Raw genomic sequence first — 23,593 nt, forward strand, 5'->3', positions numbered from 1 at the left:
GGATTACGCACGTGCAACACGCGTGTCGAAACAAATCCAAGCTGGTATTGTCATGGTAAACTGCCCATTCTCAGCCTTCCCTGGCACGCCATTTGGTGGTTACAAACAATCAGGATTTGGACGCGAGCTGTGTGTTGAAACACTTGATCTTTACACTGAAACGAAAAGTGTCATATCCTATTTTGGAAGTCGCCCATTAAATCCGTTTGGAGTATAACAGTTATTTGTCAATTGAAGAAGTGAGCACTTAAAACAAAGTGCTCTTCTTTTCATTTCATGAATTGAACTTTACATGTAGAAAGGAAGAGAAACATGATCAAAAATATCGTTGTTATTGGTTCAGGTGTTATGGGCCGTGGTATCGCATATGTTAGTGCCACTGGTGGTTTTGAAACAACACTAGTTGATATAAAAGATGAACAACTTCAAAGCGCAGAGCGTGAAATTCACGCCATTTTTGACAAGGGTCTATCTTATGGAAAGATTTCCTCAGATGAGGTAGAAGCAGCAAAGAGTCGTCTTAAATGGTCAACTAAGCTTGAGGAAGCTGCAAAAACAGCTGACCTTATAATTGAGGCTGTTCCTGAAAAAATCGAGATAAAGAAACATGTATTTGAAACAATTGATCAACATGCACCTGTAAGCTGCTTTTTCGCTACTAATACATCAACAATGAGTCCGACAGAAATTGCTTCATTTACAAAACGACCAGAAAAGGTAATGGCCATGCATTTCTTTAATCCAGTCCATAAAATGAAACTTGTTGAAATGGTTCGTGGATTAGAAACAGCCGATGAGACTGCAGAAGGTATTCGTGCTGTTGCTGAAAAAATGGGGAAAGAAACGGTTGTTGTAAATGAATTCCCTGGATTTGTTACAAGTCGTATATCTGCATTAGTTGGTAATGAAGCTTTCTATATGCTTCAAGAGGGGCTTGGCTCTCCAGAGGAAATTGATAAGGCCATTAAATTAGGTTTGAATTATCCAATGGGTCCATTTGAATTAGGTGATTTAGTTGGATTAGATGCTCGTTTAAACAACTTAAAATACCTCCATGAAAAGCTTGGTGAAAAATATCGTCCAGCACCTCTTTTAGAGCAGTATGTTAAAGCTGGAAGACTAGGACGCAAAACTGGAAAAGGCGTATACGATTATAGTAAGTAAAATTAAGTGTGAGGTGTTAGAGAATGAAAGAAGTAGTAATTGTAGATGCAGTTCGTACACCAATTGGCCGATATAAAGGGGCGTTAAAGGATATTCGTCCTGACGATTTAGGTGCTATTGTCATTAAAGCGCTACTTTCGAGAAATCCACAACTAAATCCAGCTCAAATAGAGGAAGTTGTATTTGGTAATGCCAATCAAGCAGGAGAAGATAATCGAAATGTTGCGAGAATGTCAGCACTTCTTGCAGGTTTACCAGTAGAGGTAGGAGGTACAACTGTTAACCGCTTATGTGGATCGGGATTGGATGCTGTTAACTATGCAGCTAGAGCGATTATTAGTGGTGAGGGTGATGTCTTTATTGCTGGTGGTACGGAAAGTATGACGAGAGCACCGTTTGTAATGGCAAAGCCTTCAAGTGACTATCCGCGTGGAAATATGGAAATGTTTGATACTACGATTGGTTGGAGATTCACGAATCCTAAGTTAAAAGAAATGCATGGTGTTGACACGATGCCTGAAACAGCTGAAAATGTTGCGAAAAGATATGGAATTACACGTGAAGAACAAGATCAATTTGCTTATGAAAGTCAATTACGAGCAAAGAAAGCTATGGAAGAAAATCGCTTTTCTGATGAAATTGTACCAGTTGTCTATTATGACAGAAAAGGAAATGAGTACGTTGTCAATGAGGATGAGCACCCAAGACCCGATACAACACTAGAAAAGCTTGCGAAACTAAAACCATTATTTAAAGATGGGACTGTCACAGCGGGTAATGCATCAGGGGTAAACGACGGGGCTTCTGCTTTATTAATGATGAGCGCTGAGAATGCGAAAGAACTTGGTTTAAAGCCATTAGTAAGGTATAAAGCATCAGCAGTTGCTGGTTTAGAACCGTCGGTAATGGGGCTTGGACCAATTTATGCTTCAAGAAAAGCATTATCCCGTGCAGATTTAGATGTATCAGATATTGGTCTTATTGAATTAAACGAGGCGTTTGCCTCACAATCTATTCAATGTGTGAAAGAATTGGGCTTGGATCAAAATAAGGTTAATGTAAATGGTGGGGCTATTGCCTTTGGTCACCCATTAGGAGCTAGTGGTGCTCGTATATTGACTACTTTAATTTATGAGATGAAAAAGCAAAAAGTTCAGTACGGTCTTGCAACGATGTGTATAGGCGTTGGTCAAGGAATTGCCACGGTTGTTGAGAGAGTAGAAGATTAATAACCTTAAAAGTATGACATAATTACATGTGTTCATTTATTTTTTGTTATATATAGTAAAGGGTGAAGAAGGGGTACAAACTAAGCATTCCTATACGTTGGCCGGTTACATTAATGAACAATGGTTACTAGTTGAATAAATAGTATAATCCCTACTTAACACCTTTTACTTTTTTATTTAGTAAAAATTCAGAATATTATTGACAAACGTGTTATGGAAGCGTTATCATTCCTGTATAAACCTATTTTTATTTAACGTAATATAAACGTCATATTAATTATCATACATAGAGGAGTGAGGGAATGGGAGATTCATTACAATTCCTAATTACAGGTTTAACGATTGGGAGTATATATGCAATTGTAGCCCTTGGCTTTGTCACAATATATAGCGTAACGAAGGTCATTAATCTAGCACAAGGTGAGTTCGTTATGCTTGGTGGAATGACGATGTTTACTCTTTTGAAAACGGGAATGTCCTATTTCATTGCATTCTTATTGACTGTTGTCATTGTAGTTGCTATTGGGTGGTTACTAGAGCTAACAATCATAAGAAAGGCAAAAGGTGCTGATGCCTTAAGTCTTATTATTCTAACAATTGGATGCGCAATTTTTATAAGAGGAATTGCTGGAATGGTTTGGGGTAAAGACTCTGTAAAAGTGGCATCTTTCACTAAAGATGAACCTCTACAGTTTTTAGGAGCATCCATAACTCCTCAAAGTATCTGGGTAATGATCTTCATGCTATTAATCGTGGTCGGCTTATACGTCTTAATGGAAAAAACAATGCTCGGCAAAGCTTTCCGTGCCTGTTCAGTGAATCCATTAGCAGCTAGGCTGATGTCAATTAGTCCTAAAAAGATGTCTTCTTTTTCCTTTGCGTTAAGTGCTGGACTTGGAGCACTTGCAGGTCTTGTTATTGCACCGATTATGTTTCCTTCATACGATATGGGAATTATGCTTGGTATAAAAGGATTTTCAGCCAGTATTCTAGGTGGATTGGGGAGTGCGCCTGGTGCAGTTTTTGGTGGTCTCCTATTAGGTGTTATAGAATCACTAGGTGCCGGCTATATTAGCTCAGGGATGAAGGATGCTATTGCCTTTGGTTTTGTTCTAATGATCTTACTCATTAGACCATATGGATTACTTGGAGAAAAAAATGTAGGGAAAGGGGGACTTTAATTGTTAAAAAAAGGTATCATGCAATTTAGCTGGAAAGGAGTCCTAGCCTTTACCTTATTAATTGCCATTCTTCCATACTTATTTTCAACATCGTTCTTTTTAACGAAGGCCACATTTGCAGGAATTTATACAATAGTGGCTGTAGGATTGGGACTTTTAATGGGATTTGCTGGGCAAATATCTCTTGGTCAATCGGCATTTTATGGAATAGGTGCCTATGCAACAGCAGTCTTAACAACAACCTTTGGTTGGAATCCTTGGTTAACTCTACTAATCTCACTTGCAGCTCCAGCCCTAATAGCATATATATTAGGACATACAATGGCTAGATTACATGGATATTATTTAGCGATGGCAACATTAGCCTTTGGAATTGTCATCCATGTTTTACTAGTAGAGTGGAAAACCGTTACAAAGGGTGCATCAGGTCTCTTTGGGATACCGAAAATAGAGTTATTTGGATTTACCTTTAAACAGGGGTTGTCCTACTATTATCTTGTATGGGCTTTTGCAATTCTAGTGATCATTATTTCACTTAATATTATTCATTCTAGAATCGGTCGGGCACTTAGGTCTATCCACGATAGCGAAGTAGCATCAAGTTCTATGGGAGTTGATACTGGCCATTATAAGATGCAAGTCTTTATTTTAAGTGCAATGTTTGCTGGATTAGCTGGCTGGTTATTTGCTCACATGACATTTAGTATCTCTCCCGGTTCATTTGGATTAGATAACTCCATTTTATTTTTAACGATGGTAGTATTAGGCGGATCAACTAGTGTATGGGGAGCTGTGGTGGGGGCACTTCTAATTACAGGAATCAATATACTTGTTCATACTCTTGGGTCTCATATTTCATTTGTTACTAGTGATTTCGAACATGTTTTATATGGATTAATTATGATGTTAGTTGTCATTTTTCTACCACAGGGGCTTTTCCCCTTTATATCTGGTAGAGTACTGAACGTTTATAAGAAACTATCATCAAAGGGAAAAGCAGAGAAAATGACCGCCGTAAAGGGGGATCACAATGTCTAATTTTTTAGAAGTGAAAAATGTCACCAAACAATTTGGGGGCGTTGTTGCAAACCGTAATGTATCCTTTACCATTGAACCTGGAAAGATTACAGGTTTAATAGGCCCTAATGGTGCCGGGAAAAGTACAATGTTCAATATGGTGTCAGCTGTATTTCCACCTACAGAAGGTGAAATATGGTTTGAGGGTAAACGAATTGATAAATTACCAACCTATAAAATGGCTACTCTTGGTATATCAAGGACGTTTCAAAATTTACAAGTATTTAAGAAAATGACGGTTTTAGAAAATGTAATGGTAGGGCTTCATACTAGAACGACTACTGGGTTATTGGCGGCTGCTCTAAAGCTTCCAAAATCAAAGCAGGAAGAGGCTTTCATCTATGAAAAGGCAATGGAAGAGTTAAGATTCGTAGAAATCGAGGACATTCGGGATGTTGTAGCCGGAAATCTTTCACTTGGTAAATTGCGATTATTAGAGTTAGCAAGAGCGTTAGCAACCGAGCCTAAATTACTATTATTGGATGAAATTGCGGCTGGGTTAAATCATCAAGAAACGTTCGAAATGAGTAAGTTGATTCGAAGAATACAAAATCGTAATATTTCAATCTTTGTAGTAGAACACGATATGGATTTAGTCATGAATATTTGTGACAAAATTATCGTTTTAGATCAAGGGGAAAAAATTGCAGAAGGTACAGCAAAAGAAGTTCAAAGTAACGAACGTGTAATAGAAGCCTACCTCGGTGCTGATGATGAAGAGGAGGTAATAGTGTGAATGAAAGAATACTAGAAGTCAAAAATGTTTCATTTAGCTATGGTCCTATCCAAGCACTAGATCATGTTAACTTCCATGTGGAAAGGGGTGAAATTGTTGCATTGCTTGGTGCAAATGGTGCTGGAAAGACGACCATTTTGAAAAATATATCAGGTTTATTACGTCCCTCTAAGGGAGAGATTTTTTACAAAAATGAAGATATTTCAAAGGTTGACGCAGAGAAAATTGTAGAAAAACAATTGATTCAAGTGCCCGAGCATCGTCAGGTTTTCAGCACGATGACGGTGCAAGATAATTTATATTTAGGTGCGTATCATCATCATAAAAAAACGGGAAAGAAAGAGATAACTCGTGATATTGAAAGAGTATTTGAGTTATTTCCTATATTAGAAGAAAGAAAAGAACAATTAGGAGGAACGTTGTCAGGCGGTCAGCAGCAAATGCTTGCTATAGCACGTGCTGTCATGGCCAAACCAGAGCTATTACTTCTAGATGAACCGTCATTAGGGCTAGCACCGTTAATAGTAAAGGAAGTTCTTCAATACGTAAAAAAATTAAATGAAGACTTTGGTGTAACTGTTCTTCTTATCGAGCAAAACGTTGCAGCTTCATTAAAGATTGCTGATCGAGGCTATGTAATGTCACATGGGTCCATTGTTAAAGAAGGTACATCTATCGATTTATTAAATGATAAAGAAGTAAAGGAAGCCTTCCTTGGACACACCATTACATAGAAATTTGAATTAAACGCAATTGCGTTTAAGGATAGAAATCAAAATTATAGGGGGAACGAAACATGAAAAAGGTTTTTTCTAGTATTTTAATTATGCTCCTTGCCATAGGGATGGTTGCCTGTAGCAGTTCATCAGGTGGAGATGGTCAACCAGAGGTTTATAAGATAGGGGCGGTCTATTCAAAAACTGGACCTGCAAGTCCACTAGGTGAACCTGAGTGGAATGCAGCAGAACTTCTAGAGAAACAAATTAATGATAATGGTGGAATAAACGGTGTGCCAATTGAGATTATCTTAGCAGATGATGAATCAAAGCCTGAAAAAGCAATTGAAGAAACGAACCGACTCATTAATGATGAGAATGTACTCGCGATTATTGGAACAACAACAAGTGGTGCATCATTAGCGATGAAAGGAATTGCAATGGATTTAGAAGTCCCAATGATCTCAGCTGGTGCTGCAGTCGGAATCATTTCTCCTGTTGAGGAATCAAATTGGGTATTCAAAACTCCACACTCTGACGCTCATGCCGCTGAACGTATTTACATGTACTTAAATGGTGAAGGGATATCGAAGGTTGCTATTTTAGCGGATTCAAATGCATTTGGAGCAAGTGGAGTAGAACAATTAGAGCTTTTAAAAGCAGACTACGGAATTGAAATTGTAACAAAAGAATCTTATAACACTGATGATGCTGATATGAAAACACAATTAACAAAAATTAATAGTTCAGCTGCTGAAGCAATCATTGTATGGGGAACAAACCCTGGACCTGCAATCATTGCAAAGAATATGAAGGAGCTTGGGATGAGCATGCCTCATATTGAAAGTCATGGAGTTGCCAATCAAGCGTTTATTGATCTAGCAGGGGAAGCAGCTGAAGGAGTAGTGATTCCAACAGGAAAACTATTATTCCCAACGCAAATACCTGAAAGTGACCCGCAATACGCGGTAATTTCAAGCTTCTACGATAGTTACAAAGAAGCTTATGGAAGTGAACCAACGAACTTCGGTTCTTATGGATATGATAATGTCATGCTAATTGTTGAAGCGTTAAAGTCTGGTGCTACCGATCGCGAGGGAATTCGTAACTACCTTGAAACAGAAGTGAAGGATTATGTAGGAGCAACAGGAATTTTCACATTCAGTCCAGAAGACCATAATGGCTTAAAGGCTGATAGTATGGTTTTAGCTGAAGTAAAAGACGGTAAATGGACTTTCAAAAAATAATAAGAGAGTAAGGCATTTGTCATATTTATTGATAAATGCCTTTTCTCTCAAGTGGGGGAGTAAATGGTGAAAGAGACTGTTTTGGAACACATATCATCAGACCCTTTCGCTAAAATGCTAGGTGTCCAAATTCATGAAGTAGCATTGGGCAGGGCGAAGGTAAGTATGAATATTAAAGAAAGCATGCTAAATTTTCATGGTGCGGCAAATGGTGGGGTTATTTTTTCTCTTGCAGATATTGCATTTGCAATTGCTAGTAATTCTTACGGTCAGACTGCAGTAGGTATAAACGTTAGTATTAATTATATGAAAGCAGGGTTAGGTGGAGATACGATTACTGCGTTAGCTGAGGAAGTTTCCATAAACCCAAAACTAGGTTTATATCGTATGACAATTACGAATCAAGAGGGTGAGCTATTGGCCACTGCCGATGGGATGGTATATCGAAAAAAAGAATTTTTTGCTCAATAAAAAATGTAAGATCCTTAAACGATGATTTAAGGATCTTTTTATAAGGTAAGAAAGTATTAGTTTCTGGTGTTTAGTTTATACAATGTTACGGTTAAATCCAGCTCCAGCGCCCAGCCAAGATGAAATGGCGACATCTTTGCCATTTCATCCTACTCGAGGACAAATAACCTGTCATGAATAAAAGAGAATACCACCCTTTCTTTCATGACAGAACAATTGCTCTGCCTTAGGCAAAACGGGGCGCCCTGAGCCTTTTGTTTTCTTTACTTATCAGTAGTATATTATTCAATCCACTCTAAAGACCATTTTTCTACTTCTTTCATTAATGGTCCAAGTGCCAATCCCTTTTCAGTTAGGGAATACTCGATTCTTACAGGTGTTTCGGGAAAGACCTCCCTCGTTACAATCCCTTCATATTCTAAATCTTTTAGTCTTTCTGAAAGAAGCCTTCCACTTATACCAATCGCAGTTTCAATATGACAAAAGCGATGTGAGCCAGAGAGTAGTTGATAAATAATAAGACTAGTCCAACGTTTGCTTAGAATCTTCATTGCTTTTTCTAATTTAGGACAAAGTAGAGATTCATTCATATTTCTTCACTCCTATTAAGGATATTATAGCTCATTTTAAAAAAAGATAATAATTATTTGCAGATGATTGACTAAAACTAATTACAAATATATAATTACTTACATAAAGTAACTCGTGTATATAATATAAGTGAATTATAGTATATTATTATCTCGAATTCAATATATATGAATGTAGGATATTCGTCCCATAATGGAGGCAAAATAATGAACTTTCATGAAAAGCCAAACACTTTTGTCAATTTAGTTGAACTAAAAGTTTCAAATCTAGCACGTTCACTTGATTTTTATCAAACTATCATTGGCTTAAAAGTACTACAGAAAACAGATAGTTCAGCTGTTTTAACAGTAAATGGGGTAAGCCCTTTGTTAACAATTATCGAGCCTGTCGACATTATAGCAAAACAGCCTCGCACTTCAGGATTATATCATTTTGCATTGTTGCTCCCAAATCGAAAAGAATTAGCAAAGGTATTTAAACACTTAATTGAATTGAATGTATTATTAGGATCAGCTGACCATCTTGTTAGTGAGGCACTTTACTTAACAGATCCAGATGGAAATGGTATTGAAATGTATGCAGACCGCCCAGCAAACACTTGGAGTTGGGAAAATAATTTAGTTAAGATGGCTTCTGTACAATTAGACTCTAGGGGCATTCTAAGTGAGCTTGAGGATAAAGAGTGGGATTATCTTCCAGATTCGACCATATTAGGGCATATTCACCTTCATGTATCTAATTTAGAGGAAGCTGCAGAATTTTATACTAATGGTCTAGGTTTTCATATTGTAAGCCATTATCCACAAGCCCTCTTTATGTCATCTGGAGGGTATCATCATCACATTGCAATAAACACTTGGAATGGAGAGGGCGCCGCGTCACCGAAGGATAATAGTGTTGGTTTACAATCATATAGAATTGTGTATCCAAGTGAGATAGAAAGACTACATGTTTTAGAACAACTTCATAAATTGGGTGCGACTGTAACTCAAAAAAATAATAGTTATTTAACAATTGACCCATCAGGAAATAAAATACAATTAGCAATATATGGAGAGGAAGGATGTTATGATTACACTATACGTTAGTCCAAGCTGCACGTCATGTAGAAAGGCGAAGGCATGGTTAGAGAAGAATGGGTTAAACTTTATAGAGAAGAATATATTAAACGAACCTCTAACAATAAACGAAATTAAATCGATTATTAGGATGACCGAAGAAGGAACACACGAGATTATTTCTACTCGATCCAAGACGTTTCATGAACTAAACATAAATCTAGATGAATTAAAATTAAATGAACTATATGAAGTTATTATTAAACATCCAAGCATTCTAAAAAGACCAATTCTAATGGATGAAAAAAGATTACTTGTTGGTTATAATGATGAAGAAATTCGCAGCTTCTTACCTCGAAAAGTTAGAGAATATCAAGCGAAACAATTATTACAAAAAGCAAACTAAAAAATCTGAACCTAGCCAAATTGACTTTGATTATTCTACTTTTTAACTTTTAGGCGGTGTTAAAGTAAGTATTACTTGTTGAAAGTGGAAGGGGAGAGGCTCTTATTGGAGAACAGGTGTGGACCTATGCAGGGGATTTTTGCTAGGATGATAGAGGTCATCAAATCCTGTTTAAGCTGGGAAATACGCTCATGAAACGGGTATCTTTACCCATATTTACAGAGTGAATTTTTTGTTAAAAACACCTCCTGATTATCGTTAAGTATCAATACGACTCAGGGGGTGTTTTTTCTTGTCCTTCATTATTTGCTTCTGCTACCTTTTTTATTATGAACGATTTGGTTCGTGGTTTAAGTCCTTAAATAGAATATTCAATTCTTGTTCAGATAGATTTCTCCATTTACCAATGGGAAGTTTTCCAAGATGAATGTTCATAATTCGGATTCGTTGTAGCCTTTTAACTTGAAAACCAAGTGCTGTACACATCCTCCGTATTTGCCTATTTAATCCTTGAGTTAGGATTATACGAAACACGTAATTGGATTCCTTGTAAATTTTACAAGGAAGTGTTTTTGTATCAAGGATTTCAACGCCATTAGACATTTTTTCTAAAAAGTGATTTGTAATGGGTTTATCAACCGTCACGATGTATTCCTTATCATGTCTGCCTTCCGCACGCAAAATTTTATTGACGATATCGCCATCATTCGTCATAAGAATAAGGCCGTCCGAATCTTTGTCTAGGCGTCCGATAGGGAAAATCCTCTGTGCGTGGTTCACAAAATCTACGATGTTGCCTCTAATATGTCTTTCTGTTGTCGATGTAATACCGACCGGTTTATTTAAAGCAATATAAACGAGTTTTGGTTTTGATTTTATAGGTTTATGATCTACACGAACATCATCACCATCATTAACCTGACTTCCTGGTTCGGCTAGCTTTCCGTTGATGGTTACCCGTTTATCTGACACCCATTTATCTGCCTCACGTCTTGAACAAATCCCAGTCTCACTTATAAATTTATTGATTCTCAAAAAAAACCCACCTTGTTCGTTCGAATTCTGTATTTATTATACCTTATCTATATCTTGAACACACATGTAGAGAAAAAAGAAGAATATTATAAGAGAAACTTATTGTGAATAATAAATTATTTCTATTTAACAAATATACCAGATTCAGGTAAGCTTTGGTATGTAATTGACCCAAAGGAGGCATGAATATATATGAAATTAGTTATATTAGATGATTGGGAAAATTTTTTTTACAATAATGATAAGATTGAGGAGTTAAGAAACCATTTTGACGTGGAGATATTTCATGACAAACCAACAAGTGAAGTTTTAATTGAACGAATTAAACATGCCGATGTTATTATCCCTATTAGAGAAAGAACGATATTCAGTAAAGAAGTGCTAAGAGAGATGAGGTGTATTAAACTAATTGCTCAAACAGGAACTGGCTTAGCACATATTGATTTGGAAGAAGCAACACGTCTTGGAATCCCTGTCGCGACAACACCTGGTGGATCATCAGCAGTTGTGGAGTTAATTTTTGGATTTATAATTGCACACTCAAGGAATTTAATTCCACTTGATCAGAATATGAAAAATGGATTATGGGATGAACCTATCGGAATCGGCCTAGAAAATAAAACGATTGGAATTATTGGATTGGGTAAAATAGGAACAGGGGTAGCGAAGGTTGCCAAGGCATTTAATATGAACGTAATAGCTTGGGGACCAAGATTAACAAAGGAGAGAGCACTTGAACAAAATGTCGTCTATAGCGATTTTGAACAACTATTGCAGAAATCCCATTTCGTAGTCATTGCAGTAAGACTAGTTCCACAAACGAAACATTTACTCACAGAATCACACTTTAATATGATGAGAAGAGATGCATTCTTAATTAATACATCTAGAGGTGAAGTGGTAGATGAAGAGGCTTTACTTATAGCATTAAAGGAAAATAAAATTGGAGGCGCAGGTTTAGATGTATTTTCAGTAGAACCTCTATTCTCTGATCACCCTATCCTAAAATTAACAAATGTTATTTTGTCGCCTCATATCGGATGGAAAACAGACAAGATGTTTCACAATTTTTTAAGTGTGTCTATTGAAAATATTATTTCGTATATTTTCCACAAGCAACCTATCAGGATTGCTAATCTAGAAGTACTTAATACAAATTCGTAATTCTTGTTTATAACATTGAAAGGGGTAGCTACATACAAACTACCCCTTTCAATATTATGATTGATGATTATTGTTGTTGTTAGGTATGCGATTGTTTTGACTACCATTTCCTCTAAAAAATTCTTTTTGCTCGACATCCTTACCTTTTTCAATCGCTCTTTTTTCGGATCTAGAACGAATTTGTCGTCCATCTGTTTGGTTTCCCACATCACATTCTCCTTTAACAAAGTAATCACTTATATCTTTTGATACTTTTATCGAAAATATTACATTACTGTATGTAGGAAAGTTAATAATCAAGGAGGAGAGTCTTAATTACTGCAATATATTCCCTTGTCCATAGCTTGAACTGAACAATTTGGGGTGTTTTGGCAGGAAGTGTTGATACATTTTGATATTCTAAACGGTTTGCGATAATATTTGCACGAAAGAGATGAAAATCATTACTCACAATCAAAACTTTATCATGTTGATTTATCCATTTTTTTGAAAAAGATAAATTTTCATAAGTTGAAGTTGATTGATCTTCTAAAATAATTTTCTCTTTTGAAACACCTTTGTTAATGAGATAGTTTGCCATCGCTCTTGCTTCCGTAATGGATTCGCCTTTTCCTTGGCCCCCAGAAACAATCACCTTTTCAAACGGATGATTGCTTACATAATTCAGTGCAGCCTCCATCCGATATAACAGTGACAAGGACATCTCTTCTCCATTAAGTTTAGCCCCTAAAATTAAGACTATGTCAGCTTGATCAGTCGGTACTTCATTTGCCTTTTGGAGAATTAAGAAGTGTACCGTGACTGTATATAAAAAAGCAAGGAAGAGAAGTAACAATAAAAATAGAACGATGCGCCTTTTAATACTCTTTTGAATGTTCATACGGATTCCTTTCTATGAAACTTTTTCTATATTGTACTAGAGTTTTAGTTAAAATGGATAATTTTACATTGACAAAATCGAAAGTGGAACCTATTATATCGTTATACGATATATCACCGTTCGTAATACCGACGACCGATATAGTGAATGGAGGATAAGATGAAACATAATGAAGTGTCAAAATACCTTCCCCTTACTCATACCACCTATTATATATTAATATCACTGATCTCGCCGTTACATGGATATGGAATCATGCAAAAGGTTGAAGAAATAAGTGGTGGTGAAATCAAACTAGGGCCAGGTACCTTATATGGAGCATTGAGTAAACTTGAAAAACAAGGAATAATCACAAAAATAGACGAAGTTGACGAAGAAAGACGAAAATCATATGTATTGACAACACTAGGAACTGAATTAGTTAAGCTTGAATTTTTAAGAATAAAAAAACTAATCGAAGTAAGTACATCTATTGTAAATAAATTAGAGGTGGACCAGAATGACAAAATATAAAAAAGTGTTTAAGGTTTTTTGGGCTTGGCAGGATAATAAAGAGGAAAAATGGTTAAATGAGATGGCCAATTCAGGTTGGAAATTGAAAAACTACAATTTGACAGGATATACGTTTGAAAAATGTGAACCTAATAACTATGTATATAAACTAGATTACAAGTCAACAAGTAATTGTGATTTACACGAGTATATCTCTATCTTTCATGATGCTGGTTGGGAGCATGTAACACAGTTCACAGGCTGGCATTACTTCAGAACAGAATCTAATGGTACTGATTTCCCAGACATCTTCTCAGATGTTGAATCAAAGATTCAAAAATATCGTAGTCTAAGCCAAAATTTAGTCATCTCGCTACTTGTATTAATAGTAGTATCTTTTAATGTGTTATTCAGTAAGAATATTTCATTTGCAATATTTATTAAAAGTGTATATGTTGGATTAATTGGGCTGTTGATAATGGCTATTTGGAAGGTCAAGCAGAAGATAAATTCACTACATAATGAATAAAAGCGAAAGCGACCGGAAATCTGTAAAGGATAATCGGTCGCTTTTTGTGTTATTAACGTACATATACCTTGTTAAAATCAACCCATCCTAGTGAAGTTAGGGAAAGACCTGATAGTCTAGATATAATGTTCACGCTTTGTTTGTAATGATATAAGTAAAGAATGATATATTCGTCTCTAAAAAATTCCAAAATCGATTCAATCATGGTCATTTTTTTCCTACTGTCGCGTTCATGTTGGATGGTGTTTAAGTGTTCTTCAACCCAAGTTTTTAGGTCGGGGCTAAGAAACTGATAGATAACAGATTGTTCATCTCGAAGGAGTTGAATAATATTGTATTGGGCATGCTCATCAAAGGTTTCCGGATATAGTATGAGATCTGCAGTTTCTATAATTTCCTTTGAAAAGAGTGTTTCCAGGGATACAACATGTGTTGATATATTGATACCTGCTAATTCACATTTGTCTTTTATAACAAGTAGGTCTTGATTGTTGTAGGGCTTATCATATGTATAAATTGAAATTGTTTCGTTATTGTACGAAGCTTGTCTTAACAAATTCTTCGCTTTCGTGATAGAGTAACTATTTTCATAATCTTCAAGATGATAGGTAGGAAAGAAGCTACTCGATGGAGTATATCGTTTTCCTCCCATATTGCATAACTCATTTCGGTCTATAATATGATGAATTGCTTTCCTAAAGGCGTGATTTTGAAGGATTCCACCCTTGTTCAGATTAAATGTAAGGTGCATCCCACCATATTCAGTTCGTGACAATTCTGCTTGGCTGCTTTTACTAGGGGTATTATATGTAACACTAAATTGATATTGTTCAAATAATCGAACTTGATCATTACTTAATTTATGTAGTTCAACTTGGTCTAAGAAAGGTCGTCCAAAAAAGTAGTCGTGATAGGCAGTTAACGTGACGATTTCAGAAGTAGCATGTTCTATTTTAAAAGGTCCTGTCCCAATAATGTTTGTAGTTGGAAAATGGGAACTGGATTTTTTATGAACGATTGAAAAAAGATGTCTACTTAAAAGATCGAGAAATAAATAGTTAGGTGAACTAAGCAAAACTTGTAATGTATACCTCTTTAGAACTTTTACTTCTAACACATCTCTAAATAAGGATTTAAATGCTGATCCTTCGCTCATGATTCTTTCGAAATTATTCTTAACATCCTCTGCCGTTAATTCATCACCATTATGGAAAAGGACTCCCTTTCGAATATAGAACTTCCAAAGAGTTCCACTTTCATCTATATCCCAACTATGAGCAAGATGAGGTTCAATTGCACCAGTTGATTCATTATACATTACTAATGTTTCAAATACATGTTTTATTATATGCATTTCAGCTCTTGTCCTTGCATGCATCGGATCTAACGTGAGAATTGGGCGGTCATGTGGGAATCTAAATATATCAATATTATTTTCATCCAACTGCTCATGCTGATAGCCTAGATGTTGAGTAAGCCATGATAAAAATTCATCTTTAATAGAGGGACAATTTTCTAACACAAATGTTAATGCTCCAGAAATATCATTGTTTATGGATAATTCCTTTGCCGTTATAAAGCCAACTGCTCCATTAGTCTCGATAAATGTAATGGTTGATAAATTCCCTCTACCTCTTCCAGAGGTCCAACGAATCCATCCTAGCTGGATTAAGTTCTTCACAATCTTTTTTACATAGCGGTCAGAACAATAGAAGATGTTTGCTAGTTCTTGAATTGAAACATGAAAGGATTCTCCTTCCTGTATTTGAGGGAAGTGGTTTCGTAACATGAAGTAGTTTGTGGTATGCATGATCATAAACAACTCACCTTTCTAAAAGGGGAACACTTTTGTATAAAAGTGTATCTCTTTTTTTCGTTCATGACTATATATAATTTCACTAGATTGTCAATTTGAATTGAAAGGGGAGACGCTTTGAATGATTAATGGTCAATTGTTAAAGGTACAGAGAGCAAAGATGGTTGGAGATCCAACCATTTTATATGTGATTTTTATACAACCTTTTATCTTTGCTTTGTTATTTGGATTTTTACATCAAACATCAGGATCGGATGGGGAAAGAATGTTTACGGTCTTTATAGGTGTAGGTCAAATGACGATGTGGCAAGTGCTTTTATATGCAGGGGGGATTATTGTAAGGCATGAATTTAATCGTGAAAGAACAATATTTTATAGTTTGTTATCCAAAACAAATGTGTATTGGATTTGGGCAAAAAGACTATTTTTTTGCCTCTTGTTAGCTTCTCCAGGACTCATTATTTCTATATTAGTTGGGGTTTTACTATTTGGAGCATCCATTCCAATGAGGGAAGTTACATTTATTTTCATTGGCGTGCTGCTTTTTTTATTAACGTTGTATAGTATTGGTTTACCAATTATTCTATTACTCTTTTTAACGACTCAAGGTGGGAAAATAATACAAACAATCACTTATCCTATATTTCTATTGTCTGGGATGATAGTATCTGTTGATTATTTTCCTGCAATTATTCGAGGAATTGCCTACCTTTTTCCCATTACGTGGAGTATTCACTGGTTGCAAAATGTCATTCTTTTTAATGAGGTGAACTGGTTTGCATTTATACAGACCATCGTCATTTCAATATTCTATTTAGTGATGTCCCGTTTCCTGTATGTTTTTATTATGGGGAAAATTAAACTGAGAGGGGAGATAAATTTATGAACACCTTTCAATTTTTTATGTATAACTGTTCTCTTACTTGGAAAATGCAACGTAATGAACTCCCCCTTAAGGTATTTATTAGTACTTTTGCAATTAGAATCATTTTCCAAGCATTGTTCTTCGTTTGGGTTGTAGGTGTGATTGGCGGAGATCGGATGAAGGAGTTTGCTTTATATGGAAATATGTTAATTCCTGCTGTTCATATTCTATTAATTGATATTTATAACATATTAAAGGATGAAATTGATGAACAAAGATTAGACTTACTAACTATTACAAAATCATCTTTACTGTCAATTTTAATAGGAAGATCGATTGTTTATTTTCTTAAAAGTGTTTTGATTATTATATTTACCTATATCGTTATTAGTTCCCTATTAATAGATGGGTTTGGTCATTGGTACTATTTTCTAACGGCCCTGCCGTTAATTATTATCTTTGCATTATCAGCCTATGCTTTAGGTATCTTTATCGCTTCCATCAACGTAAATCAAAAAATTAGTGAAATGCTTCCTAATATTATGCTGTCACTTTTAATATTAATGGGAAACTTTACGATTCCTATTGAAAACCTTCCAACATTTTTGCAAGTTGTTTCACATTTCCTTCCTTTAGGTCATATAGTCAGTGCTTTTAGGTCTTATATGGTAGAAGGTATTCCTTATTGGACAAATCCAACCTTTTATTTAGAGATTCCTATCATGCTAATCTATTTACTATTTGGCTATGGATTATATTTGTATTCGGTAAAAAGGATGAGAAAAGCTCAATAAAATAAAGCTGATAGGAGGGATTAGTATATGTACACTATTCAAGTAAAAAATATCTCAAGAGAGTTTGTTGTGAAAGGTGTTGTAAAAAAAGCAGTTCAAAGTCTTTCGTTTAATGTAAAAGGAGGCACGATATTTGGGTTACTTGGTCCAAATGGTGCTGGGAAATCTACTACCATAAAGATGATGAACACACTCTTACTTCCAACATCTGGTGAATTAACAGTGTTGGATCACGATATTTATACGAAAGAAAAACAAATACGATCAGAAATTGGATTTTTATATGGTGGGGAAACAGGCTTATATTGGCAACTAAGTGGGCGAGATAACTTAAAGTACTTTGGTTCATTGTTTAAAATTGAGCCATCCCTATTAGAAGAACGGATCAATTATTGGCTCCAGCGTTTAGGGCTAGAAAAAGATCAACATGTATTGACGATGAGATACTCTAAAGGAATGAAGCAGCGCCTACATATTGCAAGAACCCTTCTTCATGATCCACAAATATTGTTTATGGATGAGCCTACACTTGGCTTAGATCCAGAAGGAACAAAGGATCTTCGAAACATCATGATGGAATTAAAGGCTAAGGGGAAAACAATCATATTAACTACACATGATATGGAAGAAGCGGAGGAGCTTTGTGACGAAATTGCTTTCATTATGGATGGGAAGATTGTCTCAATTGGAACTGTTCAAGAGCTACAAGAAAAATACGAAGAGGGAAATGAGTATCATATAGAAATTGGAAGAGAATTACCTGTTTGGATTGAGAGTGAATTAAAGAGTCTGAACTATTTAATGAAGGATCCCATATTTCAAATAAATGGAACGATTCTGTTACATGTTCAGTTACCTAATTCAGCAAATGGAGAAAAAGAACTAGGAGAGTTGGTATCCATCCTTGCACCCTATAATATAAAACAGATTGTAAAAAAACAAATGGACCTTCGAGAAATCTATTTGAAAATAGTCAGTGGCTATTCAGATAAAGAACAGGGAGTAGAATTGCTAGTTTAATGTTAACAAGTTCAATTGTAAAAGCATCATACAGCAAAGAAACAACCATATCGGATATGGGTGTTTCTTTGCTTGTTGAAAAACCATCTCAAAAGATTTTTTAGTATGTCCAGCTCTGTTAATGAACATTTCATACGTTAATCCACGTTAAAATGTCGAATAACTCGTGTTAATGAACATTTCCCACGTCAAACCACATTAAAATGTCGAATAACTCCTGTTAATAAACATTTCCCACGTCAAACCACATTAAAATGTCGAATAACTCCTGTTAATGGAGACATTCTGTTCAAGAGTCCTTAGAAAAAAATGAGATAAAAGACTGTGGAGAACTTTCTCCACTGCCTGAGAAACAACCATATCGTATATGGTTGTTTCTCTTCAAAATAGTATTATTTAAGTACTATAGTCCCAATCTAATGCGTATGAAGTGAAAACTGATTTCAATAAAATGAGTAGTGTTTACTATAAAAAATCCGAACCATAATGGCTAAGCTTAATCTTCTAATATGGATCGGATGGATGTCCCATTTTTTCAGCTTGGCTAACGGCTTCGTCCATCATACTACTTTCTTCCCCTTTATTTTTCAGACCTTCAGCAACACGCTTTCCATATTCCTCGTCACATTTTGTGAAAATTTCAACCATACGGTTCTGGATTTCCTTACGACATCCAGATAATGCATTAACAAGGTTAGAAATTAATTCGTCTCTTTCCCAATCATTAAACCTTCGATACGTTTCTCCAGCTTGACCAAAATTATTTTCACGTGAAATTTTTTCCCTTATTACATTTCCTTCAACATATGGTTCATGTTCTTTTCCAGGATTTTTTGCTTCCTTTAATCCACCGATTATTGAAGGCTCATAGTTAACATGGGGATTTTGATCCCTGCCGTAATCAGTTCGATAATCCATTTGTCCACCCGATTGGTTGGTTGCAACATGTTTCTTTGGTTTATTTATAGGTAATTGCAGATAGTTTGAGCCTACACGATAACGTTGTGTATCAGAGTAAGAGAACGTTCTACCTTGAAGTAATTTATCATCAGAAAAATCTAATCCATCAACGAGAACACCAGTCCCAAACGCCGCTTGCTCTACCTCAGCAAAGTAGTTTTCTGGATTTTTATTGAGTACCATTTTTCCAACTTTATGCCAAGGGAACTTATCCTTATACCAAAGTTTCGTTGGGTCGAGTGGATCAAAGTCTAATTCAGGATGTTCACCATCCTCCATGATTTGTACATATAACTCCCACTCAGGGTAATTCCCTTTTTCAATGGCTTGAAATAAATCAAGAGTTGCATGATTAAAATTCATTGCCTGGATTTTGTCAGCTTCCTTTTGTGAAAGATTCTTAATTCCTTGAACAGGTTCCCAGTGATATTTGACAAGAACCGCTTTTCCTTCCTCGTTTACCCACTTGTAAGCATGAACACCGGAACCTTGCATTTCTCGATAATTAGCTGGAATTCCCCAAGGTGAGAATAAGAAGGTAACCATATGTGCAGATTCAGGGGTTTGACATAGGAAGTCAAACATTCTTTCCACATCTTGAACATTTGTTACTGGATCTGGTCTAAAGGAATGGACCATATCAGGAAATTTTAAAGGATCACGAATGAAAAAGATTTTTAAGTTGTTACCGACGAGATCCCAATTCCCATCTTCTGTATAAAATTTAACAGCAAATCCCCTAGGGTCGCGAAGTGTTTCAGGAGAATGACCACCGTGGACAACAGTTGAAAAGCGAACAAACACTGGTGTTTGCTTTTCGGTATTCGTAAAAACTTTTGCGCGAGTATAGTTCGAAATCGGTTCACCATTTAATGTACCGTAAGACTCAAAATATCCATGTGCTCCAGCTCCTCTTGCGTGTACAATGCGTTCTGGTATTTTCTCACGGTCAAAATGACTGATCTTTTCAAGGAAATCATAATTTTCTAGAGTGGTTGGTCCTCTGTTTCCGACGGTTCGGATATTCTGGTTGTCAGTGACAGGATGACCTTGTCTGTTTGTTAACGTATCATCAGAATAATTTTTTTCATTTTGTTCGTTTGACAATGGACTTGACCTCCTTTATGTATACATGGTCATCTTTTCCAATTTCTTTTAAAAAAAAACATCAATTATTGATTCCATATAAACTATGGATATTTATAGACAATTTTGAAAATGGTATGATGATAAAAAGTAGGTGAAAAAATGTTCAGAGGTATCGATTTTGAATAAAACAGTGATCTTTGATCGGTAACTCTATTATCAGATGCATTAGGTTCACTTCTACATAATGGTTATGTTGTTACGACAGTATGAGGACCTTTGGTGAAACACAACAGGATTCGTATGGGGAGGGGTCGGTGCTGTAACAGTTAGCGCACCCTTGATTGGTATCGCACTTGCAATTATTCTATTCTCTTCTTTAGGTCTCAGAATTTCATAGTTAAATAGAAAGGAAGGTTGGTACTTATGGTAGAAAATAAAGTTGTATTTGTTACAGGTGCTGCAAGTGGAATCGGATTAGAAATTGGTAAAACTTTTGCAAAGAACGGAGCAAAGGTTGCTTTATCTGATTTAGATGAGGATGGAGTATTAGACGCTGCAAAATCTCTTCAAGAACATGGTTTTGACTGTATAGGTATCAAATGTAACGTTACAGACGAAAACGAAATAAAATCAGCTCTTGATCAAACTTTTTCACACTTTGGAAGTATAGATTGTTTGATAAACAATGCAGGTCTCCAGCACGTATCAAGAATCGAGGACTTTCCAACTGAAAAGTTCGAGCAGTTAGTCTCAATTATGCTCACAGCTCCATTTAAAGCAATAAAGCATGTCTTTCCAATTATGAAGGAGCAACAATTTGGCCGTATTATTAATATGGCTTCTATTAATGGGGTAGTTGGCTTTGCGGGAAAAGCTGCCTATAATAGTGCCAAGCACGGTGTGATTGGATTGACAAGAGTAGCAGCTCTGGAGGGGGCAGAGCATGGTATTACTGTTAATGCCATATGTCCGGGTTATGTAGATACTCCGCTTGTTCGCAATCAACTAAGCGATTTAGCAAAGACAAGAAATATACCATTGGAAAGTGTCTTGGAAGAAGTGATTTATCCATTAGTACCGCAAAAAAGATTATTATCCGTTGAAGAAATTGCGAATTACGTCTTGTTTTTAGCCAGTGATTTATCAAAAGGTATTACAGGTCAAGCGTGCGTAATCGATGGTGGATATACTGCGCAATAAATAAAGTAACCTGTAAGAAGAATATCTTACAGGTTTTTTTGTTATGTGATACGATATAAAATAATAGTGAGTAAAAATTCAAACAATTAAAGGATACGACCATGATACATACTAATAAAAAATATTTACCATATATTCAATTTAACAAAGAAGAATGGGCGAGTCTTCGCTTTAATACACCCTTAACTCTTACTCAATCTGATTTAGAAGAATTAGTTGGATTGAATGAGAAAATTTCGATAAAAGAAGTTTCTGAGATTTACTTACCTCTAACGCGCCTTATCAATTTGAACGTGATTGCTTCCCAACAATTACATTCTGTCACCGATACATTTTTAGGTGCCAATACAAGAAAAGTACCGTATATTATTGGAATTGCCGGAAGTGTGGCAGTAGGGAAAAGTACGACAGCGAGGATTATTCAAGCACTATTATCGAGATGGCCCAATCACCCTAAAGTTGATTTAGTGACGACAGATGGTTTTCTTTTTCCTAACTTGGTGCTAAAAGAGAAAGGCTTGATGGAAAGAAAGGGGTTTCCAGAGAGCTATAATATTAAAAGACTCATCAATTTTTTAGCCAAAATAAAATCTGGTGAAATGAAGGTTACTGCTCCAATCTACTCACATCTCATTTATGACATCGTTCCTGATGAATTTTTGGAAATAAATCAGCCAGATATCGTCATCGTTGAAGGCATAAATGTTTTACAAACCCCTCAAAATACAAATGTTTTCGTTTCTGATTTCTTTGATTTATCTATATATGTTGATGCAAGCGAAAGCAATATAACGAACTGGTATGTTGAGAGGTTTAAGCTTTTAAGAAATACTGCTTTTAGTAATCCTGAATCTTTCTTTAAAAGGTATGCTAGCTTATCTGATCAGGAAGCGGAAAAAACGGCACTTCATATATGGAGAAAAATAAATAAAGTTAATCTCGATCAAAATATAAAACCAACTATGAATCGGGCAGATATTATCTTACAGAAAGATGTGAACCATTCGATTTCTTCCATTAGATTAAAAAGAAAATAACTGTAGATAGAGGAGACATCATTGCTATTAACAATTATGCCAATTCATGTATAATAATAGAGGAAATAAATTTATCAAAATGTGATTTAAACTTGAAAGAGAGTGGAAATTATGGGGCGTAAATGGAACAACATTAAAGAAAAAAAAGCACAAAAAGATAAAAATACAAGTCGTATATATGCCAAATTTGGACGCGTTATTTATGTTGCTGCAAAACAAGGTGAACCCGATCCTGAATTAAATGTAAACTTAAAAGTTGTCCTTGAAAGAGCAAAAACTTATAACGTACCGAGAACAATTATTGACCGTGCCATTGAAAAAGCAAAAGGTAGCGCAGAAGAAAATTATGACGAGCTTCGATACGAGGGCTTTGGTCCTAACGGATCAATGATTATCGTGGATGCTTTAACAAACAACGTAAACCGTACGGCAGCTGAAGTTCGATCTGCTTTTAATAAAAATGGTGGGAATATGGGTGTTAGTGGATCTGTCGCGTATATGTTTGACGCTACCGCCGTTATTGGTATGGAAGGAAAAACAGCTGACGAAGTACTTGAAATATTAATGGAAGCAGATGTGGATGTACGAGACATTATGGAGGAAGAGGATTCAGTAATCGTATATGCAGAGCCAGATCAGTTCCACGCAGTCCAACATGCACTTAAGGAAGCGGGAATAACTGAATTTACGGTTGCTGAGCTTACGATGCTAGCACAAAGCGACGTTACTCTACCTGAAGAAGGACAAGCACAATTTGAAAAATTAATGGATGCACTTGAAGATTTAGAAGACGTTCAGCAAGTATATCATAATGTTGATGAAGGCGAATAAATAGA

The 23,593-nt window shown here is 35.8% G+C and carries 26 protein-coding genes; 20 read left to right on the forward strand and 6 right to left on the reverse strand.

All coding sequences use genetic code 11. The features are described from left to right. The 9 genes from ACFSCX_RS12065 to paaI all read left to right on the forward strand — a co-directional run. Positions 1-217 (forward strand): aldehyde dehydrogenase family protein (locus ACFSCX_RS12065; protein ID WP_377928492.1); only part of this gene is annotated, 217 nt, incomplete at its 5' end. Positions 218-312: 95 nt separating this feature from the next. Further along, positions 313-1,164 (forward strand): 3-hydroxyacyl-CoA dehydrogenase, encoded by an 852-nt coding sequence (locus tag ACFSCX_RS12070; RefSeq protein ID WP_377928493.1) that lies wholly within the window; start codon positions 313-315, stop codon positions 1,162-1,164. Positions 1,165-1,187: 23 nt separating this feature from the next. Further along, the gene (locus ACFSCX_RS12075; RefSeq protein ID WP_377928494.1) at positions 1,188-2,393 is read left to right on the forward strand and encodes a thiolase family protein; all 1,206 of its coding nucleotides are present in this window, start codon (positions 1,188-1,190) and stop codon (positions 2,391-2,393) included. 302 nt (positions 2,394-2,695) lie between these two features. Beyond that, positions 2,696-3,574: a branched-chain amino acid ABC transporter permease gene (locus ACFSCX_RS12080; RefSeq protein WP_377928495.1), complete on the forward strand. Its 879-nt coding sequence runs from the start codon at positions 2,696-2,698 to the stop codon at positions 3,572-3,574. Then, the gene (locus ACFSCX_RS12085) at positions 3,575-4,612 is read left to right on the forward strand and encodes a branched-chain amino acid ABC transporter permease (RefSeq protein ID WP_377928496.1); all 1,038 of its coding nucleotides are present in this window, start codon (positions 3,575-3,577) and stop codon (positions 4,610-4,612) included. Next, positions 4,605-5,387: an ABC transporter ATP-binding protein gene (locus ACFSCX_RS12090; protein WP_377928497.1), complete on the forward strand. Its 783-nt coding sequence runs from the start codon at positions 4,605-4,607 to the stop codon at positions 5,385-5,387. Before ACFSCX_RS12085 ends, ACFSCX_RS12090 begins: the two co-directional genes overlap by 8 nt. Further along, the gene (locus ACFSCX_RS12095; RefSeq protein ID WP_377928498.1) at positions 5,384-6,121 is read left to right on the forward strand and encodes an ABC transporter ATP-binding protein; all 738 of its coding nucleotides are present in this window, start codon (positions 5,384-5,386) and stop codon (positions 6,119-6,121) included. Before ACFSCX_RS12090 ends, ACFSCX_RS12095 begins: the two co-directional genes overlap by 4 nt. A 62-nt stretch (positions 6,122-6,183) precedes the next feature. Further along, positions 6,184-7,350, forward strand: a complete 1,167-nt coding sequence (locus ACFSCX_RS12100; protein ID WP_377928499.1) for an ABC transporter substrate-binding protein — start codon at positions 6,184-6,186, stop codon at positions 7,348-7,350. A 66-nt stretch (positions 7,351-7,416) separates the two neighbouring features. Beyond that, positions 7,417-7,821, forward strand: a complete 405-nt coding sequence (paaI, locus tag ACFSCX_RS12105; RefSeq protein WP_377928500.1) for a hydroxyphenylacetyl-CoA thioesterase PaaI — start codon at positions 7,417-7,419, stop codon at positions 7,819-7,821. 281 nt (positions 7,822-8,102) lie between these two features. Here paaI and ACFSCX_RS12110 read toward each other — a convergent pair whose 3' ends face one another. Next, a complete protein-coding gene (locus ACFSCX_RS12110; protein WP_377928501.1) occupies positions 8,103-8,411 on the reverse strand; it encodes a winged helix-turn-helix transcriptional regulator in 309 nt (102 codons plus the stop codon). 207 nt (positions 8,412-8,618) lie between these two features. Between ACFSCX_RS12110 and ACFSCX_RS12115 the strand changes: the two genes are divergently transcribed. Together ACFSCX_RS12115 and spxA are read left to right on the forward strand one after the other, a co-directional pair. After that, positions 8,619-9,500: a VOC family protein gene (locus ACFSCX_RS12115; protein ID WP_377928502.1), complete on the forward strand. Its 882-nt coding sequence runs from the start codon at positions 8,619-8,621 to the stop codon at positions 9,498-9,500. Next, the gene (gene spxA / locus ACFSCX_RS12120; protein ID WP_377928503.1) at positions 9,481-9,876 is read left to right on the forward strand and encodes a transcriptional regulator SpxA; all 396 of its coding nucleotides are present in this window, start codon (positions 9,481-9,483) and stop codon (positions 9,874-9,876) included. Before ACFSCX_RS12115 ends, spxA begins: the two co-directional genes overlap by 20 nt. 327 nt (positions 9,877-10,203) lie before the next feature. On the opposite strand, the gene rluF is transcribed toward spxA, so the two are convergent. After that, on the reverse strand, positions 10,204-10,911 hold the full coding sequence (rluF, locus tag ACFSCX_RS12125) for a 23S rRNA pseudouridine(2604) synthase RluF (RefSeq protein ID WP_377928504.1): 708 nt from the start codon (positions 10,909-10,911) through the stop codon (positions 10,204-10,206). Positions 10,912-11,103: 192 nt separating this feature from the next. Between rluF and ACFSCX_RS12130 the strand changes: the two genes are divergently transcribed. Beyond that, positions 11,104-12,075, forward strand: coding sequence for a D-2-hydroxyacid dehydrogenase family protein (locus tag ACFSCX_RS12130; protein WP_377928505.1), 972 nt, complete (start codon positions 11,104-11,106; stop codon positions 12,073-12,075). 54 nt (positions 12,076-12,129) lie between these two features. On the opposite strand, the gene ACFSCX_RS12135 is transcribed toward ACFSCX_RS12130, so the two are convergent. Together ACFSCX_RS12135 and ACFSCX_RS12140 are read right to left on the reverse strand one after the other, a co-directional pair. After that, positions 12,130-12,282: a hypothetical protein gene (locus ACFSCX_RS12135; RefSeq protein WP_377928506.1), complete on the reverse strand. Its 153-nt coding sequence runs from the start codon at positions 12,280-12,282 to the stop codon at positions 12,130-12,132. A gap of 82 nt (positions 12,283-12,364) precedes the next feature. Then, positions 12,365-12,955, reverse strand: coding sequence for a YdcF family protein (locus ACFSCX_RS12140; protein WP_377928507.1), 591 nt, complete (start codon positions 12,953-12,955; stop codon positions 12,365-12,367). Positions 12,956-13,114: 159 nt separating this feature from the next. On the opposite strand from ACFSCX_RS12140, the gene ACFSCX_RS12145 reads away from it, so the two are divergent. Together ACFSCX_RS12145 and ACFSCX_RS12150 are read left to right on the forward strand one after the other, a co-directional pair. Then, on the forward strand, positions 13,115-13,468 hold the full coding sequence (locus ACFSCX_RS12145; RefSeq protein ID WP_377928508.1) for a PadR family transcriptional regulator: 354 nt from the start codon (positions 13,115-13,117) through the stop codon (positions 13,466-13,468). Continuing rightward, positions 13,455-13,976: a DUF2812 domain-containing protein gene (locus tag ACFSCX_RS12150; RefSeq protein WP_377928509.1), complete on the forward strand. Its 522-nt coding sequence runs from the start codon at positions 13,455-13,457 to the stop codon at positions 13,974-13,976. The genes ACFSCX_RS12145 and ACFSCX_RS12150 overlap by 14 nt, the downstream gene beginning before the upstream one ends. A gap of 52 nt (positions 13,977-14,028) precedes the next feature. On the opposite strand, the gene ACFSCX_RS12155 is transcribed toward ACFSCX_RS12150, so the two are convergent. Continuing rightward, positions 14,029-15,792 carry an ABC transporter substrate-binding protein gene (locus tag ACFSCX_RS12155; RefSeq protein ID WP_377928510.1) on the reverse strand — a complete coding sequence of 588 codons (1,764 nt, stop codon included), beginning with the start codon at positions 15,790-15,792 and terminating at the stop codon, positions 14,029-14,031. Between the two features lie 121 nt (positions 15,793-15,913). Between ACFSCX_RS12155 and ACFSCX_RS12160 the strand changes: the two genes are divergently transcribed. Genes ACFSCX_RS12160 through ACFSCX_RS12170 form a run of 3 tightly spaced genes read left to right on the forward strand, consistent with a single transcriptional unit; the run spans position 15,914 to position 18,471 of the window. Further along, positions 15,914-16,678, forward strand: coding sequence for an ABC transporter permease (locus ACFSCX_RS12160; RefSeq protein WP_377928511.1), 765 nt, complete (start codon positions 15,914-15,916; stop codon positions 16,676-16,678). Beyond that, positions 16,675-17,451 carry an ABC transporter permease gene (locus ACFSCX_RS12165; RefSeq protein WP_377928512.1) on the forward strand — a complete coding sequence of 259 codons (777 nt, stop codon included), beginning with the start codon at positions 16,675-16,677 and terminating at the stop codon, positions 17,449-17,451. Before ACFSCX_RS12160 ends, ACFSCX_RS12165 begins: the two co-directional genes overlap by 4 nt. A 27-nt stretch (positions 17,452-17,478) precedes the next feature. Beyond that, positions 17,479-18,471 (forward strand): ABC transporter ATP-binding protein, encoded by a 993-nt coding sequence (locus ACFSCX_RS12170; RefSeq protein WP_377928513.1) that lies wholly within the window; start codon positions 17,479-17,481, stop codon positions 18,469-18,471. A gap of 504 nt (positions 18,472-18,975) precedes the next feature. On the opposite strand, the gene ACFSCX_RS12175 is transcribed toward ACFSCX_RS12170, so the two are convergent. Next, the gene (locus tag ACFSCX_RS12175) at positions 18,976-20,538 is read right to left on the reverse strand and encodes a catalase (protein ID WP_377928514.1); all 1,563 of its coding nucleotides are present in this window, start codon (positions 20,536-20,538) and stop codon (positions 18,976-18,978) included. A 405-nt stretch (positions 20,539-20,943) separates the two neighbouring features. On the opposite strand from ACFSCX_RS12175, the gene ACFSCX_RS12180 reads away from it, so the two are divergent. From ACFSCX_RS12180 to ACFSCX_RS12190, 3 genes are all read left to right on the forward strand, one after another. Beyond that, positions 20,944-21,720 (forward strand): 3-hydroxybutyrate dehydrogenase, encoded by a 777-nt coding sequence (locus ACFSCX_RS12180; RefSeq protein ID WP_377928516.1) that lies wholly within the window; start codon positions 20,944-20,946, stop codon positions 21,718-21,720. A gap of 101 nt (positions 21,721-21,821) precedes the next feature. Then, positions 21,822-22,757: a type I pantothenate kinase gene (gene coaA / locus ACFSCX_RS12185; RefSeq protein WP_377928517.1), complete on the forward strand. Its 936-nt coding sequence runs from the start codon at positions 21,822-21,824 to the stop codon at positions 22,755-22,757. A gap of 111 nt (positions 22,758-22,868) precedes the next feature. Then, positions 22,869-23,588, forward strand: a complete 720-nt coding sequence (locus ACFSCX_RS12190) for a YebC/PmpR family DNA-binding transcriptional regulator (protein WP_377928518.1) — start codon at positions 22,869-22,871, stop codon at positions 23,586-23,588. The last annotated feature ends 5 nt before the right edge of the window (positions 23,589-23,593 follow it).

Origin of the sequence: Bacillus salitolerans (assembly GCF_042680805.1) — a bacterium.
GTDB lineage: Bacteria > Bacillota > Bacilli > Bacillales > SA4 > Bacillus_CJ > Bacillus_CJ salitolerans.